The organism is Vibrio sp. ES.051, assembly GCF_002563795.1.
GTDB lineage: Bacteria > Pseudomonadota > Gammaproteobacteria > Enterobacterales > Vibrionaceae > Vibrio.
On record NZ_PDJL01000003.1, the window covers coordinates 675,969 to 693,146 of the forward strand.

A 17,178-nucleotide genomic window follows, 5' to 3' on the forward strand; every position below is an offset into this window, starting at 1 on the left:
TTTTACTTTACTTTACGTTAATCTATTCTCAATTCCACTCATCGAGGATAGATAACAACATGCGAATCGAACCGTTAATTCAAGGTGTTGTTGCTCGCTCTGCGCATCCAAACGGGTGTCACGCATCCATCAAAGAGCAAATTGAATACGTAAAACACGCCACTCAGATCAAAAATGGCCCTAAACGGGTTCTGATTATTGGCGCTTCCTCTGGTTTCGGGTTGGCGGCTCGTATCGCCCTTACCTTCGGCGGTGCTGAAGCCGATACCATCGGTGTCTCTTTTGAGCGCGGCCCATCAGAGAAAGGCGTGGGTAGCGCAGGTTGGTATAACAACATCTTTTTTAAACAAGAAGCAAACCATGCAGGCCGTACAGCCATCAATATTGTTGGCGATGCATTTTCTGATACCGTACGGAATCAAGTCATTGAAGCCATTGAGACGTATTTTGAAGGCGAAGTGGATTTAGTCATCTACAGTTTGGCGACGGGGGTGCGACCTAAACCGGATTCAGACGCCTTCTGGCGTAGCGTCATTAAGCCGATTGATGAGCCGATCACTGGCGCTTCTATCATGTTGGAAAATGATCAATGGGTAGAGACCACGTTAAATCCTGCTACGGAAGAAGAAGCCGAAGCAACGATTAAAGTCATGGGTGGTGAAGACTGGGAAAGCTGGATTGACACACTGATCAACACAGAATCGCTCGCTCAGGGCTGTAAAACCATTGCCTTTTCTTACATGGGTCCCGATGTCACGCATCCTATCTATCTCGATGGGACGTTGGGAAGAGCTAAGATCGATCTGCATCAGACCAGTCACGCCTTAAACCTAAAACTAGCCAACTTTGATGGCGGTGCATACGCGACCGTGTGTAAAGCACTGGTCACGAAAGCAAGCGTTTTCATTCCTGCACTTACGCCTTACCTACTCGCACTGTATCAAGTAATGAAAGAAAAAGGCACGCATGAACGCTGTATCGAACAGATGCAACGCCTGTTTACAACCAAGCTATATAACCAAAATAAAGTACCTGTCGATGGCGAGCGCTTAATTCGAATTGATGACTTAGAGCTTGATCCCGATGTACAACAAAAAGTGCATTCAATTCTTGAACAAATGAATGCCGATAATTTCAAAGAACTCGGCGACTACCAAGGGTTTAAAGATGAGTTTATGAAACTCAATGGCTTTAACTTTGAAGGTGTTGACTACTCGCAAGCTATCTCCATTGAGTCTTTAATAGCACTCAAGCCATAGCGCGTTGAACTTGTTTCACTTTTGAGACGCTTGATAATAATTTTTCTAGTCCTGAAAGCTTTTCAGGACTTTTTTTGTTTCCCTCACCAGCCCTCTATACTTAAGTTAACTAAGTGATGATATACTCAGCAGCTTGAGGTTATTTGGGTATATACCCCAATAAACTCACTCTTTAATTCACAGGAAGTGAACGACTGCAAAGGACCGCCTATATGGGGAAACTCCATACATTAGATTATGAAATTCCTGAGTCTATGCAGAAATGCTGGCAAGAGATCGTCAATTTACTCGCTCAAATAACAGACGTGCCCACCACTCTTATCATGCGAGTTCATCAAGACCGCATCGAAGTAAACACCTCAAGTGAAACTCAAGATAACCCCTATCAGTCCGGAGATACAGAAGCACTTGGCAATGGTTTATATTGTGAGTATGTAATTCAACATAAAAAAGAGCTGGTCGTTCCGAATGCATTAACCGATGAAATATGGTGCGACAATCCAGACATTAAACTCGGTATGATCTCTTATTGTGGCTTGCCTTTATTTTGGCCAAATGGCGAATTATTTGGAACCATTTGTATGCTCGACACCAAACAGAACGAATACAATGACACCTATCTTCAGCTACTGGGGACTTTCAAAAACTCGATAGAAGCCCAACTCTCTATCGTTCATCAACAATACAAGGTTCAACGTCTAAATCATGAGCTGAAAACCCGTGTAGAAAACCGTACGACTGATCTTGCCCAGTTAAGTTACTCTCTAACCAAGGAAATTGATCGACGAAAAGCAGCAGAAAAGCAGGTGACTTACCAAAAAACGCACGATCAAGGGACAGGTTTTTTAAACCGAGTGGCACTAGAGGCCGTTATTGACGATAGGCTCCAGTCACTTGACTATGACCAACAAGCATTAATGGTTATTAATGTTGGCTTTAGCAACGCCCGTAGTGTTCAAACTCGGTACGGTTTTGAAGCCTTTGATGAAATATTGAAAGAGTTTCGTTTTAGATTGGGTAAAAAAGAGTCGAACTATTTTGTCACTGGTCGGCCAAGTTCAAATGACCTCGTGCTCTTACTCTGCGGAAGTGACGTTGACGCTAAACTCCACAAGTTACTCGACGACATAACAAATATCAGTGTTGGTAATTTCTACATCAACGATACAGAAGTCCACCTCCACTCTTACATTGGCGTTGTGCAAGCTCACCAAACCAGTGACGCGAAGCAACTTCTACAAAACGCGTGTTATGCCATGCTGCTCTGTAAAGAGTCTGGTGAAACGTATAGTTACTTTTGTGAAAATCACTCAGATAAACTCAACCACCACAATCAGTTAGAAAGTTATCTGTTACAAGCCGTACGAAATGACGATCTCATGTTGTATTTTCAGCCTAAAGTTCACCCTCATACGCACACATGGATTGGCGCAGAAGCCTTACTGCGCTGGCGACACCCAATACTCGGTGACGTCTCCAATGAAGCGCTAATACATATGGCAGAACAAAACGGACTGATTTTTGAAGTCGGATCTTTTGTGCTTCGTACTGCCATCGATAAAGCCAAACAATGGTCTGAGTTAATTGATAACTTCAAAATAGCGGTAAATATTTCTCCTATCCAATTGCAAAATGTAAATTTTGCCGAACAAGTTCAACATTTACTTGAGACCTTCCATCTCCCTGCGCATTCTCTTGAACTCGAAGTGACCGAAAGTGCCTTGATTGCGGATGAAGTGGTTGCACGGACTACGTTAAATAAACTCCACAAACTCGGGGTGACGTTATCACTTGATGATTTTGGTACTGGTTACGCCTCTTTCAGTTATTTAAAGAAATACCCTTTTGATGCGATCAAAATAGATAAGAGTTTCGTCCAGCAAATGGAAAACTCAGAGGATGATAGAGCTATCATCTGCTCTATCATACACATTGCAAAAAAATTGGATCTCCAAGTGGTTATTGAAGGCATTGAGTCGCTTCAGCAGGAACAATTTCTCATTGCTGAAGGCTGCGATATCGGCCAAGGCTTTCTCTATGGTAAACCGATGCCTAGCAATGAATTTGAGCAAAGTTTGTTGAATCAAGGCCTTTCTGACCAGCAGCACGTTATTCTTCCTAACCATTCTCTTTACTAAGATGACGGTGGTTTCTATAATCGCCGCCCGCTCCTAATAAAAGGCCAATATCTTCATGGATCAGTTGACTGCTACGCTTAAGAAAATTGAAAAGCAGAACTTTCGCGCTTATCAGCAAATCAAAGGTCAATACGACTTCACTGATTTCACTTTGTTTATCGATCACGTACAAGGTGACCCTTACGCTTCAGCGTCACGTATTCGCGCTACGCGCGCATGGTCTTTAACAGGGCTAGAATGGTTAAAAGACGAATCCCTAGCGTTTCAAAAAGCGGCTCGTGATTTTATTGCACGTAGCTTCGATCAGCTCGCCAAACAAGAAAACTCCGTATCGATCGCGCTGAGTGGCCAAACAGTACTAGACAATACCGCTGTCTTGTTTACCGAGGAGGGCATAGAACTGCGTTTTCGAGTTAACCTTCCAGCCGAAGGTCGTTCCGTACTAGGTAAAAAAGCCAATAACATTCTGACTTTCCATTTGCCTAAATTTATCCGTCGAGCCACTTTAGAACGTGAACTCGACAAGGATGCCCTGCTCAAACACTGCCAAATAACGGAAGATCAAGAAGCATTAAGAGAGCAGTTAGAAGCGAATAGTCTGGTCGCATTTGTCGCAAACGGGAGTGTTCTTCCACGTATTGCTGGCAACTGTGATTTGCCAATGAAAGAAGCAGTTGAGTTTAAGGCTCCAGAATCACTCCAAGTTACATTGCATGCACCAAACAAAGGCTATGTTACAGGACTAGGTATTCCCAAAGGCATTACGCTGATTGTTGGTGGTGGTTTCCATGGAAAATCGACACTATTAAATGCGATCGAACGCTCTATCTACGACCACATTCCTGACGATGGCCGCGAGTACATTGTAACTGATAATAAATCGATGAAGATCCGCGCTGAAGATGGCCGCTGCGTGCATCACTTAAACTTATCCAACTACATAAACCATCTCCCGATGGGTAAAGACACCTCGGACTTTTCTACTCAAGATGCTTCAGGTTCCACCTCCCAAGCAGCTTGGCTCCAAGAATCTATTGAAGCGGGCGCCGGTTCACTTCTTATCGATGAAGACACCTCGGCAACAAACTTTATGATTCGTGATGAGCGCATGCAGGCACTGGTAGCAAAAGGTGATGAACCTATTACACCGCTTGTCGATCGCATCGGTCAACTGCGCGATGACCTAGGTATCTCAACGATTATTGTTATGGGAGGCTCCGGGGACTACCTTGATGTTGCCGATACTGTGATTCAAATGCATGACTACCAAGCTGTCGATGTGACTGAAAAAGCGAAACAAGTGATTGCTCAGCACCCGACTCAACGTCACAACGAATCAGAAGAAAGTCTGCAAACCTTTCCTCCTCGCTCTTTAAATCGCGTTGCATTGATGAACATTCTGACTGACGGAAAATTCCGTGTGAATTCAAAAGGAAAAGAGTCACTTCGCTTTGGTAAAGAGTTCACAGACTTAAGTTCACTTGAGCAATTAGAGTCGGCAGATGAAGTAAACACCATCGGTTGGTTATGGTTCCAGTTAGCTCAATTACCCGGATGGTGTGAGAACCCTGCCAAAGAAATTGAAGAAATGCTTACTGGGGACTGGCACGCAACATTACCAAAACAAGGTGACTTAGCGAAACCACGTACGCTAGATGTTATGGCGGCGCTTAACCGAATGCGCAAGTCTCAGTTTAAACCATCACGTTAATATCTCTTTCTTCCAATAACCTCTAGAAAAAGAGACAGTTCAAAATACATTAAGAGAGATAGTGGTAACGCTATCTCTTTTATTTTATCCATTTCGAAGTACATTCCATGCTTCACACAATATTCTAAATTGTTCCGCGTCACCATTTTCACGGTCTGGATGCCAGCGCAGTGCGAGTTTTCGCCACTGCTTTCGGATGACCGTTGGCGTTGCATCCGTATTGAGTTCAAACAGTGCTAATGCCTTCGTCTTATCGATACGACTTACTGTCGAGCCACCCATGAATTTTTGGTACGTGGTCCAAAACTCATTGAGTAATCGACGGACTTCTTCTTCATTCGCCTCGTAATTATTCCAGTCTAAGTAATATTCACGCAATGGATCATGGATATCGACCACACGCCGAGCGGCTTCAAGAGCGGACATCAATTTGATATTCATCGCTTCTACTTGCAACCAGCAATCTGGATAGAGGCTTTCTTGTAACTGAAATAGCGCATTCATCACAAGAAAATTCCTTTTAAACAGATTTTTGTCTGGCGAAGTGTCCAGTTGTGGTATGTAGCCTTGTTCGCTCAACTTACTTGCTATGGTGTGCACTTTCCAAGTTGAAGGCTGCTTTCTGAGAATGGCTAGCATCGGCCATAATAATGGATTTTCCATCTCATGCTGACCGCCTTGGCGGATAGTGTGTTGCTCTTCCATGCATCCTCTCTAATTTGAGCCTAGAGCGATAATGTTAACCGAAATACTGTATAACCTTTTGTAACATAAACGCAAAAAGGCCGATAGTCACAAACCATCGGCCTTGGGAATAAGATCGCGTTAAGGTTAGATAACACCTAACTCACGTAAACGCTCCATCAGGTAACTATGTGCGGTGTAACGCTCAGACAGTACAACTTCCGGTTTTGGATGTAAAAATAGCGGCAATGAAATACGTGCTTTTTCTTGGCGTCCACCGGTTGGATTAATGACACGGTGTGTGGTTGATGGGAAATAACCACCAGAGGCTTCTTGCAACATATCACCGATGTTGATGATCAAGTTACCGAAATCACACGGGACATCTATCCACTCGCCCTCCTTGCTCTTCACCTGAAGCCCTGGCTCATTCGCAGCAGGAAGAACAGTCAATAAGTTAATGTCTTCATGTGCGGCAGCGCGAATTGCGCCCGGCTCTTCTTCTCCGGTCATTGGTGGGTAGTGCAGAACACGCAGTAATGTTTTATCACTGTTGTTGACCATTTCTGACAACGCAATAGAGAACTTCTCTTGTACCTCTTTTGGTGCGTAGGCTTCTACCCAGCCTAACAGTTCTTGGGCAAACGTATTGGCTCGCTCATAGTATTCCAAGATATCAGCTTTAAGTTGCTGTGGAATTTGACCCCACGGATAAACGTGAAAGTATTCCTTAATGTCTTTCACTTTGTGCCCTTTGGCGACTTCAGAGACAGAAGGTGGGAAATAGCCATCTTGTGTATCAACATTAAAGTGAAACTCATTCTTTTGCTCTGAACAGAAAAACTCATGCCAGTTTTTGTAAATTGACTCTACTAACTCTTGCGGTATTGGGTGGTTCTTCAACACACCAAATCCGGTTTCACGCAGAGAGGCAACGAACTGTTGAGCAGCATCGTTAGCAAGATAATCGACAGTTTCCAGTTTCATGGCTTTACTTCTTTTTTATTAGACTGAATTGTGAATTCTATGGATGGGCATGTTGTAAATCAAACTTTAATGGAATGTGCGCACGCAAACGTTTTAATGTTGAGCAGCTTACCAATAATTCAACATTTTCGGTGTTTGTCATTCCTACAAAGACAAATAATTGCACGCCGTTCAATTAAGTGTAATCATGATTGAGCTTTATTGAATTTTTTAGGTTAACAGAGCTTATTGTGTATGGAGTTCTCGTTGTACAATTGAATTGAAGGATCAAGTAACCCTATGAAAAGCACATCTACACTCTTAGGATTGACGGTTTTTTACGCTATCATTTTTTTATTCTCAGCACTTGAACCAAATTCACGCGCAGTATGGTTTGCTGAAATTATTCCTGCGATCGGCATTCTAATTGCAATTTGGGCGATTTCCATTCGCTACCAATTTAGTAATACCGCTTATGTTTTAATGTTTATCTGGCTCTGTTTACATACTATCGGGGCGAAGTATACGTTTTCCGAAGTGCCATTTGATTGGTTTAATCAATTGATAGGCTCAGAGAGGAATAACTTTGATCGCGTTGCACACTTTGCCATTGGTTTATATGCCTACCCAATAGCAGAATACTTGATTCAAAAGAAGAAATTTAATACCGCATTTTCTGGTTGGTTTGCTTTGTTTGCCATCATGTCTTTAGCGGCGAGTTATGAAATTATTGAGTGGTGGTACGCTGAACTGGCCGGTGGTGATGAGGGTATTGCCTTTCTGGGTTCACAAGGCGATATATGGGATGCCCAGAAAGACATGTTATGCGATACCGTGGGTGCGGCATTATCGTTATTTTTAATGTCGACTCAACGTCGATTCTCTAATCCACTCTAGGTATGGGTTAAGTCCATCCACAATTGGAACCTGTACTATTTGAGCCACTTCATATTCGTGCAGGTTCTCTATTTTCTCTTCGACCAATTCGTATAACTCTCGACGGGTTTTAATCACCAACAACCATTCGTGATCAGTACAAATTTCCCCTTTCCAGACATAGTGACTCTCAATTGGCATTGTTTGAATGCACGCCGCTAACTGTGCGTCCAACAAGCCTTTAATGATTTGATCTCGATTTTGCACATTACTTGTGGTGCTTAACACCATGCAATAGTCATGTTGTACACTCATTTATCATCCTTCATTATTTCATCGTCACTTTGCCGCCAATCATTTTATAAGCTGGCGTGCCTCTCACTAAGGTTTCTCTTGCAAACTCTTGCTCGCAACTAGGACAAATGCATGGCGTCTGCGTGAAATCGTTCACGATACGTTCCTTAAAGCATTTTACTAAAGCCCCTTTTCCACCTTTACGATACTTAAATAATTGAGCCTTACACTTTACACAGAAGACGTCGACGGTTTTAGTCGGTTGTTTTTTATTCGGTTTCGCCATGATTTTTTTCTAAATTTGGTTTTACCCATACATTATTGAAGTCAAACCAACCTAACGCATTACATTTTGCATTTTGTAGCGCACCACTGTGGTCTTTATTCACACCGAGCCAGCAGTGAAACATTGGAATAACTTGGCAGCTTTTCACAAGTTGCCTTCCTAGTTCACGCGCAGGAAAATCTGGATACTCCCCCGCTCGCCACTGATCAACCAAAGTCGCCCACTCAGAAAAATCGTAGTTAGAACTAAATTTCTCAATATCACTATAGTCCAGAAGCCAACCCGCAAGGGCGTCATTTCTATTCGTCGCAATCCCCATGGCTTTAACCCAGATGTCAACCTCTTCAGGTACCGGCGGTTGAGCATCATAACGAATAAATTTCACCTCAATACCATGCGGTTTCAAAAGATTTTTAATGCTCTTGGCGATCACTGGAAACATTGGATGCTTCTTCTGATAGGCGACAGAAATTATTTTTTCTGTTTGAGGCACGCAACCCGCTTCTGCAGGTCTTAAGTCAATCCAACCCGGTTTGAGTCCAAACGCCTGTAACACACCGAGCTCAATCACTTTATCTTGAGGAACGCGAGCATAAATCTGGTGGCTATTCAGTGTTTGTGAGAGAAACTCCGCCCAACGCGGATCTTTAGCGATGCCTGTATTTTTATTCAGCAATAGGAAGGTGCAGCCCGGATCAAGTTCAACTTCATCGGATGAACCGGGTTTATCCATCTGTGGTTTAGATAAACTAGGATAAACCATTGAAGAATATGCTTCGTCAATGACCCAGACTTCCACTTGGTCTAGTAACGGACGAAAGCCAAAGTAGCCATCAAAAGCAGTAAGAATAAGCCGCTTGTCATCATTCACCTTAACTTGAAAAGGTCCGGTTCCTACGGGTTGCCGATCATAGTTTTCAGAACGTAAAGCGCTCGGTAATAATATTTTTGCCTGTGACTCACTTAACGCCAATGGTAAATAGCGATCTGGGCGTACGAGTTCAATATCAATGGTCCAAGCTTGTGGTGAGGACACCTTCTTGATGTGTGAAAATAGGTTGAGATTACGGAGTGCCAAGACACTCTCTAACACGCAGTCCGTTGTAAGAGGCTCGCCATTATGGAAACGAACACCACGACGCAGATAAAAACGCCAATGTGTATCGGATACCGACTCCCAAGTATGGGCTAAATCCGCTTGGAGCTGTTCATGCTCATCGAGGCAAGTTAATCCACTAAAGACTTGTCTTGCGATGTGCTGTTCTGAGCGTCTCATTTGCTTTTGTGGATTGAGCATCGTCAATGGTCGGTAATAAGGCAAACGAACGACTTGCTCACCTTGCCTATGCTGCAGTCCTAGATAGCCTTGTATAACCTGCGTGAGGCGCGCAGCATCATTATCGAGAGCTTCTAGTGCTTGACCTATTTTTCCTTCATCCAAATAACGTCTTGCAAGATTTTCGCTTACATCGCTACGGTTGCGTTTAAAGATCAGCTTGGAGAGTTTTCCACGACCCGCGGCTGGGTGCCATTCAATCCAGCCCTCTTCTTCTAACTTGTTGAGGACAATACGAGCATTACGCCGCGTACAGAACAGCGCCTCGGTAATATCTTCGAGCTGGACTTCAGTATCGTGACCGGCAAATTTTTCAAATAGTGTTTCAAACTGAACACGTAAACGAGGGCTGCTCATAAAGAGGAAATACTTGTCTTATTTTCGATAAGTTAAGTTTCCTCATTTTTATGAGAAAGTGCAAATGTAGAGTGGTAAATTATTGAATATCGATGCCTATTTCTTGTGCAAGCTGGGAAAGCTGCTCTTGATTGTCTAATTTAATTGACCACTTACACTCTGCGCCATGAGACAAAACCACGTTCGCACCTCTTCCCAGTAACTGGATAGCGTCCGTTTGTGATTGCAACGTCACCATTGCGCTGCCAGCAAGCTTAATTACGATTTCACGCTGGGTCGCAATGATTTTACCGAGTGAAAATTGAATAACCATATGACTCTACACCGACTTGGTTTTATGTTGTTTTACGGCAATGGTCAAACGGCTAGTACACACTAATCGGCCACGCTCATCGGTAATATTGATTTGCCACACTTGTGTCGAAATGCCGAGGTGTATCGGTTTTGCTGTGCCAATCACATGCCCACTTCGCATGGCACGTACATGGTTGGCGTTGATATCTAAACCGACACAGTAACTGCCTTCATCCACAGAAAAGTTCGCCGCTAATGACCCTAATGTTTCTGCTAATACGACCGAAGCGCCGCCATGAAGCATCCCTAATGGTTGGTGAGTAAAATGGCAAACCGGCATGCTTGCCGAGAGGGAGTCGTCCGTGAAATTGGTATACACAATTTGCAAATGCTCCATCATGGTGTTTTTTGATGTGCTATTCAGAATCTCTAAGCTAACGGGCTTTTTCCATATACTCATATTTTGCTCTTATTTCACGAACTTAATTGTGGGATTGTAACGATTTATCAAGGCGCTAGCATAGACTTTACTTAGGCATAACTTCAAGATGTAACCTGCAATATGTCTTATCACGCTAGTGAATAACTTGATCCATGCATCATGTTACTATTTGGGTATATACTATTGCTTCAAAACAAAAATAATTTAGATGGAGCCTATTATGAAGGTATGGATGAAAGCCTCTGCTCTTTTAACTATCGCGGGCTTAACGGCGTGTAGCGCATCACCGACCGGCCGTAACCAGATCCTGATGTTTTCAGATCAAGAAATGTCATCGCTTGGCGCCAAATCTTTCGAACAAATGAAGAAAGATATCCCAATCAGCAAAGATCGCAAAACGAATGCCTACGTCCAATGCGTTGCCAAACACATCACTGACACCATTCCTGCTCAAGCTGGATTTAAAGATTGGGAGGTGGTTGTTTTTGATAGTGAACAAGTCAATGCGTTTGCTCTACCTGGTGGGAAGATCGGCGTTTACACGGGGCTTTTAGGTGTCGCGAAAAATCAAGATCAGTTGGCAACAGTCATTGGTCACGAAGTGGCTCACGTCCTTGCTGACCACAGTAATGAACGCCTTTCACAAAGCCAGCTAGCAAATGCAGGGCTGTCTCTGGCAAACGTTGCCATTGGAGCTTCCGAGTATAAACAGTATCAGCAAATGACGATGGCCGCGCTTGGTGTCGGTGTCCAATACGGTGTTATTTTGCCATACGGTCGTACACAGGAATCCGAGGCTGATATTGTCGGGCTTGAGTTTATGGCAAAAGCAGGCTTCGACCCACGTCAAAGTGTCGATTTATGGAAAAATATGAGTACGGCATCAGGTGGTTCTCAACCACCTGAATTCTTCTCAACTCACCCATCGCACAGTACGCGTATTAAAGATTTACAAGCAACCATAAATAAGTTGCCTGCGTATAATGCGAAAGCGCCAGAATGTGGCTAAACTTCTGCTACCAGTGTCTATTATTCGCAAAAAAGCTCCCTAGGGAGCTTTTTAAATGGGTATAAGGAATAGTTTAAGTACCCAGTATCTGTAGTGGCAAGCTCAACAGGCTATCTCCAAGGGTAGCAAAATACCAAATGATAGCGACAAAACCACCGACAGAAACCAAGTACCAAACAAACGAGAAAAGCTGTCCGTAACGCGTTAAGGGCAATAAATGACTATGATGGCGAGCTTTCCATTCCATCACCACTTCCAACATGCCCATAAGCAGTAAAAAACCAAGCAAGGTTAATCCGAATGAATAACTCAATGCGATCCCTAACAGTGCAGTAACAATACTGCCAGCCAACCCTACCCATGTATTCATCGAGAAGGTAATGCTTTTAAGTATATGACCACCATCTAAAGGCAGTATAGGTAATAGATTGAACAAGTTTAGCAAGGCGTTAAACACCGCCAGCCCCGCAAACATGACCTCACCCGTCATCCAATAAAGTAATGTAAATACCAGACTGAGGACCAAGCCAAAAAAAGGTCCCATAATCGAGATAACCACATCTTGCCAGCGTGTGTTGATCTTTTCATCACTCAGCGCTAAACCGCCAAAAAATGGAATCAAATAGATGCCCTTGGTCTTCATTCCAAAGTACTTCATCGCTCTAATATGGCCATATTCGTGAAACACTAAACAGGCCACCAACGCCAGCGCAAACTCGATAGAAAACAACCATGAATAAGCGGCTAAGCTTGCTGAAGCTAATGCCACTTTAATGACTTTCGCACTCTTGAGCGCTTTCATTCCTAGAGACACAAGCCCAATAAGACTCAAACGTTTTTCGGTTGAAGGAGCCACAGTCGGCACTTGGCGTTCAATGTCTTTTTCGTTCCGTGAGCCTTCGCTAATCAGCTCACTGTTAACCGTCAATCGATAAGCCAACTCAAATGGTTGCCACATAAGGGAACAGTCCAACTGGCATAATAGAATGTCTTCTCCTACAGAGAGTTTGAACTGATGTGAGCGGGTTTCGGCGTCATCATCCTTGGCATCAATCTGGGAGACTAATGTGTTGTCCCAATACAACTGTTGCCACCCAGCTAGAGAGCCTTCTAACCTCAACGGACGTCCTAAAAATTCAATATGTAGTAATTCCAACGCGATTCCTATTGCGATATCCACAAAGCGCGAATTATGCCTGTTAAGTAGATAAACGGCAAAATGCACTATCTCTTGGTTTAATCTTCATTTCGTCATAAGGAGGATAAAACCATTCTGGTCAAACCATTCATTAAAAAAATACAACTTTAATACATAGCGTTACCGCCCACCGTTTGACCTATGCATCAAATCTAACACACAAAATACGCTCAAACTTTGACAAGTTATCATACATACAATTAACATTACATTTACATAGCAGTTGTATTCCAATGTAATGACAACTGCTGAAAGTGACATACAACAATTACAAGGACTTCGGTCTAACATTACCACACCCTAGGAGGGTCAAGGATGAACAAGAAGCACTGCTCTCTGCTTACAATTTCAATATTGTTTGCGTGTCATGCCCATTCAGCGGGCTTCCAAGTAGCTGAGCACTCGGCATCTGGTCTTGGTCGAGCATTTTCCGGTGAGGGAGCTGTCGCAGACAATGCCAGTGTCCTTGCGCGTAACCCAGCGGCGATGACGCTTTTTAAAGAAGCTCAGTTCTCTGGTGCGTTGTCTATCATCGATCCTGAAGTTGATGTTTACGATACCTACCACAATGAACAATCTAAAGACATCGCCCCTTTACAAGTTGTGCCGGCTGGTTACTACATCAGCCCTATCAATGATAAATGGGCTTGGGGTATTGGTATGTTTACAACCTATGGTGTCGCGACCGATTACCCAGATGACATCTCCGCTGGTGATATGGCGGGTGATACCTCTCTGCTTTCCGTCAACATTAACCCAAATGTTGCTTACCGTATTAATGAATCCTTTAGTGTTGGCGGCGGTATCAACCTAGTCTATGCCGAAGCAGAACTGACTCGCCATAAAGGGGCACTCGCCGGGGTGTTTGGCGGTAATAAATCTGACAACCTTGTTGGTATGGAAGGCGAAACCTTCGCTTGGGGTTGGAACATTGGTGCGCAGTTCGAATTAAATGAAAACAACCGTTTTGGCTTCGGCTACCGTTCTAAAGTGGATCTTGATTTTGATGATGGAGAGTTCAGCAGCTATGACTCTGGCATTGCTACATCAGCAAAAGTGGATGGCCGTCTACAGATATCTCTTCCATCGATCATTGAACTTTCTGCTTTCCATCAGCTAAATGACCAATGGGCCGTGCATTACGGTTGGCAACAAACTGATTGGAGTACATTTAAAGAACTCAAAGCGACCAGTAACGAATGTAATGATGGGGTGTGTTTCTTCAAACCAGAAAAGTACGAAGACAACAACCGCTACTCTGTTGGTGCAACGTACACTCTCAACACAGAATGGACATTCCGTGCAGGCTTGGCATACGACGAACAAGCCGGTAAAGCCACATTGAGCATTCCCGACAGTGATCGTATGTGGTACAGCGCTGGTTTAACTTACGCGATGAACGAGAATCTAACTTTCGATGCAGGTTTCGCGCTAGTGAAGAGTGAGTCGGGCTCTTTCACCGAGACTAACGCAGCAGATCAAGAGATTAAGTTCAATTCAGAAGGCACAGCCTACATTAGTGCAGTGCAGATGAACTACACCTTCAAATAATGGGATTACGGAGTAAACCAATGAAACATACGTTTAAATTATCACTGCTTTGTTCTGCGATCCTACTTTCTGGTTGTGGTGACAATACATCAAGCTCGGGGACTTCTGACAAAGTGCAGTTTGAAGATGAAGTCCAAGCACTACTCGATCGTGGAACATCCATAAGCTTCACTCTTCAAGGCACTAACGCAGATGTGCCTACGCCATCCTACCTACTCATGGACACCACCGACGGTACACTTGGTCTGCCTACAGGCGGCGATGATGCATTAACTAACCCTCGTGCGGCGATGAATACGATGGATGGTTGGTCAACATCGATGCCAATCGTTTTGAACTTTAAAGGCGATGGATTCGCAGATGGCCTTGTTACGTCAGGTGTAAGTGTTATTAAACTCAGCCAACGTATAACCGATTGGGATGGTCAATCTAATCCCATTGCAGAAGTGCTTAAAATAAAAGATGGCGTGACTCCTGACGAAGACGTCGACTTCAAAGTCATCTCTCGCGGTAATAGCCTCTATATTCAGTTCTCAGATGCACTAGATGAATCCAGTGAATATATCTTTGCTGTTACGCAAGAGGTCAAAGATGTCAATGGCGATGAGATTGGTACGTCGTCAAGCTATGCGACTGGTAAAACGAAAGAAATCATTTATGAAACAGGCGACCTTGCTTCTGTGCAAGCCGTGACCAAAGCGGTTGAAGGTATTTTTAGTTTAGCGAGTGTTAACCCTGCAGACATTGTTTACTCTTCATGGTTTAGCACTCAATCTGTCGGTGACACACTCTCGGCAGTCAAAGGGGTCACCGCAACCGGTTTTTCAACCGGTGCAAATACACTCAATACCGTTTACAAAAACGAAATTAACCAAGGTGCTGTGGATTTATCCGCCGCTTACACCATGACACTTGGGACAACTCAAGACTTTGTGGCGGCGCTAGACTCTGACGACGATTTTAGTAAGTACATTAGTGACCTAGACGCGGCGAAAACGGCAATTAAAGGCCTTTATACGCAGTCAGGTGCCGATGTAAATGTCACTCAAGGTGTCGTCAGACTGCCTCATTATCTAGAAAAAGGGGCAAACTGGAACATGCAGCCAATGGCGTCTGCCATGCCAAGCTTAGCGAAACTCAGTGCAGCGCTGGCAGAGCCTACAGAGCAAGCGAATATGGTTCAGCAGTTATCAACGGGTGTTTTTGCCGACGACCCTGTTGATGTAACCAAACTTGCCAACGACCCAACTGAGCAGTTGAAACTGGTCGGCTCTACACTCACATTGAATGATGGAACTCAACTCGACAGTGAACGTGTTGTGACCCGCTACTCCCCAGTTCCTGTAGTTAAATCGGTTGAAGACGTCGAAGTGTTAGTCTTTACTCCTAAATCCGGTGTCGCGACAGGCGTGGTAATTTATCAACACGGCATTACTTCAGCAAAAGAGAATGCGTACGCGTTCGCGTTCAATATGGTAAAAGCTGGTGTGGCTGTTATCGCTATTGACTTACCTATTCACGGTACCCGTAGCTTAGATGAACAACGTTCAGCAAATGCAGACGTGTTGGCTTACTTAAACCTTTCTAATTTGACGGTCGCTCGTGATAACTTGCGTCAGAGTGTACTGGATGTACTAGGTTTACGCGCTAGCTTAGTGGTATCAGCGCAAGGTGGTCTGTTGGCTGACAGTCCTCTTCAAGGCTTCAACCCTGCTACTTCTAAAGTCAAAATGCTCGGTCACTCACTGGGCGGTATTGTTGCCACCTCAGCCGTTGCGGCTGCAAACAACACGCTTGGCAGCCCTACCGCAGATGCGCTTTACACGTTTAGCTCTGCATCCGTACATAACTCAGGTGGCCAAATTGGCAACTTACTCTTGGGATCGGACAATTATGGTCCTCAGATCAAGCATAATTTAGCTTACGCCGCGTCTTCAGACTACGCGAGTTACGCTGATTCCACGTGTACTAAATTGGCGTTAGAAGATAAAGCTTGTTACGAAGCATTTGAATCTGCGGCAACAGAAGCGCAATTGGCGGCATTAGAAACAGGGTTCTCACAATTTATCTATGCAGCACAAACCACGCTAGATACGGTTGACCCGTTTACAAATTCGGCTGATTTAATTGCTTCTGGTTCGCTAACAACCCCATTCCTGATGACGGAAGTGGATGGTGATGCAACGGTGCCAAATAACGTCACCACTGCGCCATTTGCGGGAACTGAACCACTGGCTGAGAAGCTGGGGCTGAAGAAAGTTCACAGCTCAGATACCGCTGTGAACGCGACTGCAAGCTTTGTACAGTTTAACGCAACGGCATCGCACAGTACCTTTGCTTCTCCTGCTGGATCATTGAACGATCTTGCCCATCATATTGAGATGCAAATGGAAAACTCTGACTTCTTAATGGATGATGCATTAACAGGTGTCACAGACACCTCTGTTCTGAAGTGATCGCCTAATCAATCCCCCGATGCCCAGTTTCGACTGGGCTTTTTTGTTCTATAGAATTCAACTCCCTTCATATTTCTTCTACTATGAAAAGTCGTTGCGTTCTCACTTTGTTATCGCGAGTATCTACTGCTTCTTTTGGATGTATCGGCAACTAAATCATCATTCTAGATAACGTCTATTCCTATTTACCTTTTAGGTCTTATTTGTTTAGCGAATATTTTACACCTTCCGTCTAATCAGGTTGGAGTGTTGTAAAATCTCAGCTTTAATTCGATAACACCCTTTTATTTCTCAGGATAAAGTGGATAATATCGCCACAAA

The 17,178-nt window shown here is 43.9% G+C and carries 15 protein-coding genes; 7 read left to right on the forward strand and 8 right to left on the reverse strand.

What is annotated here, in order from left to right:
* Positions 1–59 precede the first annotated feature (59 nt).
* From fabV to ATG66_RS03775, 3 genes are all read left to right on the forward strand, one after another.
* Entirely contained in the window at positions 60–1,259 is a 1,200-nt protein-coding gene (gene fabV, locus ATG66_RS03765; RefSeq protein WP_098414027.1) for an enoyl-ACP reductase FabV, read from the forward strand.
* 212 nt (positions 1,260–1,471) lie between these two features.
* Complete coding sequence (locus ATG66_RS03770; protein ID WP_098414028.1) at positions 1,472–3,397, forward strand: sensor domain-containing phosphodiesterase; 1,926 nt, start codon at positions 1,472–1,474, stop codon at positions 3,395–3,397.
* 55 nt (positions 3,398–3,452) lie between these two features.
* Positions 3,453–5,108, forward strand: coding sequence for an ABC-ATPase domain-containing protein (locus ATG66_RS03775; protein ID WP_098414029.1), 1,656 nt, complete (start codon positions 3,453–3,455; stop codon positions 5,106–5,108).
* 84 nt (positions 5,109–5,192) lie between these two features.
* Here the strand turns inward: ATG66_RS03775 and ATG66_RS03780 are convergent, their stop codons facing one another.
* Together ATG66_RS03780 and ATG66_RS03785 are read right to left on the reverse strand one after the other, a co-directional pair.
* Positions 5,193–5,813 carry a DNA-J related domain-containing protein gene (locus ATG66_RS03780; protein WP_098414030.1) on the reverse strand — a complete coding sequence of 207 codons (621 nt, stop codon included), beginning with the start codon at positions 5,811–5,813 and terminating at the stop codon, positions 5,193–5,195.
* Between the two features lie 126 nt (positions 5,814–5,939).
* Complete coding sequence (locus ATG66_RS03785; RefSeq protein ID WP_098414031.1) at positions 5,940–6,779, reverse strand: isopenicillin N synthase family dioxygenase; 840 nt, start codon at positions 6,777–6,779, stop codon at positions 5,940–5,942.
* A gap of 279 nt (positions 6,780–7,058) precedes the next feature.
* Here ATG66_RS03785 and ATG66_RS03790 point away from each other — a divergent pair, with 279 nt between their 5' ends.
* A complete protein-coding gene (locus ATG66_RS03790) occupies positions 7,059–7,655 on the forward strand; it encodes a DUF2238 domain-containing protein (protein ID WP_098414032.1) in 597 nt (198 codons plus the stop codon).
* Here ATG66_RS03790 and cutA read toward each other — a convergent pair.
* The 5 genes from cutA to ATG66_RS03815 form a co-directional block, all read right to left on the reverse strand.
* Entirely contained in the window at positions 7,617–7,949 is a 333-nt protein-coding gene (cutA, locus tag ATG66_RS03795; RefSeq protein ID WP_098414033.1) for a divalent-cation tolerance protein CutA, read from the reverse strand. The genes ATG66_RS03790 and cutA overlap by 39 nt on opposite strands.
* Before the next feature lie 13 nt (positions 7,950–7,962).
* The gene (locus ATG66_RS03800; RefSeq protein ID WP_098414034.1) at positions 7,963–8,214 is read right to left on the reverse strand and encodes a hypothetical protein; all 252 of its coding nucleotides are present in this window, start codon (positions 8,212–8,214) and stop codon (positions 7,963–7,965) included.
* On the reverse strand, positions 8,198–9,907 hold the full coding sequence (locus tag ATG66_RS03805) for an SgrR family transcriptional regulator (protein WP_098414035.1): 1,710 nt from the start codon (positions 9,905–9,907) through the stop codon (positions 8,198–8,200). The genes ATG66_RS03800 and ATG66_RS03805 overlap by 17 nt, the downstream gene beginning before the upstream one ends.
* Before the next feature lie 79 nt (positions 9,908–9,986).
* Positions 9,987–10,220 (reverse strand): DUF3389 domain-containing protein, encoded by a 234-nt coding sequence (locus ATG66_RS03810; RefSeq protein ID WP_098414036.1) that lies wholly within the window; start codon positions 10,218–10,220, stop codon positions 9,987–9,989.
* Between the two features lie 6 nt (positions 10,221–10,226).
* Positions 10,227–10,661 carry a hotdog fold thioesterase gene (locus tag ATG66_RS03815; protein WP_098414037.1) on the reverse strand — a complete coding sequence of 145 codons (435 nt, stop codon included), beginning with the start codon at positions 10,659–10,661 and terminating at the stop codon, positions 10,227–10,229.
* A 202-nt stretch (positions 10,662–10,863) separates the two neighbouring features.
* Between ATG66_RS03815 and ATG66_RS03820 the strand changes: the two genes are divergently transcribed.
* Positions 10,864–11,652: a M48 family metallopeptidase gene (locus tag ATG66_RS03820; RefSeq protein WP_098414038.1), complete on the forward strand. Its 789-nt coding sequence runs from the start codon at positions 10,864–10,866 to the stop codon at positions 11,650–11,652.
* A gap of 73 nt (positions 11,653–11,725) precedes the next feature.
* On the opposite strand, the gene ATG66_RS03825 is transcribed toward ATG66_RS03820, so the two are convergent.
* Positions 11,726–12,808 carry a site-2 protease family protein gene (locus ATG66_RS03825; RefSeq protein WP_098414039.1) on the reverse strand — a complete coding sequence of 361 codons (1,083 nt, stop codon included), beginning with the start codon at positions 12,806–12,808 and terminating at the stop codon, positions 11,726–11,728.
* 357 nt (positions 12,809–13,165) lie between these two features.
* On the opposite strand from ATG66_RS03825, the gene ATG66_RS03830 reads away from it, so the two are divergent.
* Together ATG66_RS03830 and ATG66_RS03835 are read left to right on the forward strand one after the other, a co-directional pair.
* On the forward strand, positions 13,166–14,401 hold the full coding sequence (locus ATG66_RS03830; RefSeq protein ID WP_098414040.1) for an outer membrane protein transport protein: 1,236 nt from the start codon (positions 13,166–13,168) through the stop codon (positions 14,399–14,401).
* Between the two features lie 20 nt (positions 14,402–14,421).
* Entirely contained in the window at positions 14,422–16,857 is a 2,436-nt protein-coding gene (locus ATG66_RS03835; protein ID WP_098414041.1) for a VolA/Pla-1 family phospholipase, read from the forward strand.
* Positions 16,858–17,178 lie beyond the last annotated feature (321 nt).

What these genes read in the sequence shown, in the direction of transcription:
- fabV (WP_098414027.1), top strand. Translation starts at nt 60, where the DNA reads ATGCGAATCGAACCGTTAATTCAAGGTGTTGTTGCTCGCTCTGCGCAT.
- ATG66_RS03770 (WP_098414028.1), top strand. Translation starts at nt 1,472, where the DNA reads ATGGGGAAACTCCATACATTAGATTATGAAATTCCTGAGTCTATGCAG.
- ATG66_RS03775 (WP_098414029.1), top strand. Translation starts at nt 3,453, where the DNA reads ATGGATCAGTTGACTGCTACGCTTAAGAAAATTGAAAAGCAGAACTTT.
- ATG66_RS03780 (WP_098414030.1), bottom strand. Translation starts at nt 5,813, where the DNA reads ATGGAAGAGCAACACACTATCCGCCAAGGCGGTCAGCATGAGATGGAA.
- ATG66_RS03785 (WP_098414031.1), bottom strand. Translation starts at nt 6,779, where the DNA reads ATGAAACTGGAAACTGTCGATTATCTTGCTAACGATGCTGCTCAACAG.
- ATG66_RS03790 (WP_098414032.1), top strand. Translation starts at nt 7,059, where the DNA reads ATGAAAAGCACATCTACACTCTTAGGATTGACGGTTTTTTACGCTATC.
- cutA (WP_098414033.1), bottom strand. Translation starts at nt 7,949, where the DNA reads ATGAGTGTACAACATGACTATTGCATGGTGTTAAGCACCACAAGTAAT.
- ATG66_RS03800 (WP_098414034.1), bottom strand. Translation starts at nt 8,214, where the DNA reads ATGGCGAAACCGAATAAAAAACAACCGACTAAAACCGTCGACGTCTTC.
- ATG66_RS03805 (WP_098414035.1), bottom strand. Translation starts at nt 9,907, where the DNA reads ATGAGCAGCCCTCGTTTACGTGTTCAGTTTGAAACACTATTTGAAAAA.
- ATG66_RS03810 (WP_098414036.1), bottom strand. Translation starts at nt 10,220, where the DNA reads ATGGTTATTCAATTTTCACTCGGTAAAATCATTGCGACCCAGCGTGAA.
- ATG66_RS03815 (WP_098414037.1), bottom strand. Translation starts at nt 10,661, where the DNA reads ATGAGTATATGGAAAAAGCCCGTTAGCTTAGAGATTCTGAATAGCACA.
- ATG66_RS03820 (WP_098414038.1), top strand. Translation starts at nt 10,864, where the DNA reads ATGAAGGTATGGATGAAAGCCTCTGCTCTTTTAACTATCGCGGGCTTA.
- ATG66_RS03830 (WP_098414040.1), top strand. Translation starts at nt 13,166, where the DNA reads ATGAACAAGAAGCACTGCTCTCTGCTTACAATTTCAATATTGTTTGCG.
- ATG66_RS03835 (WP_098414041.1), top strand. Translation starts at nt 14,422, where the DNA reads ATGAAACATACGTTTAAATTATCACTGCTTTGTTCTGCGATCCTACTT.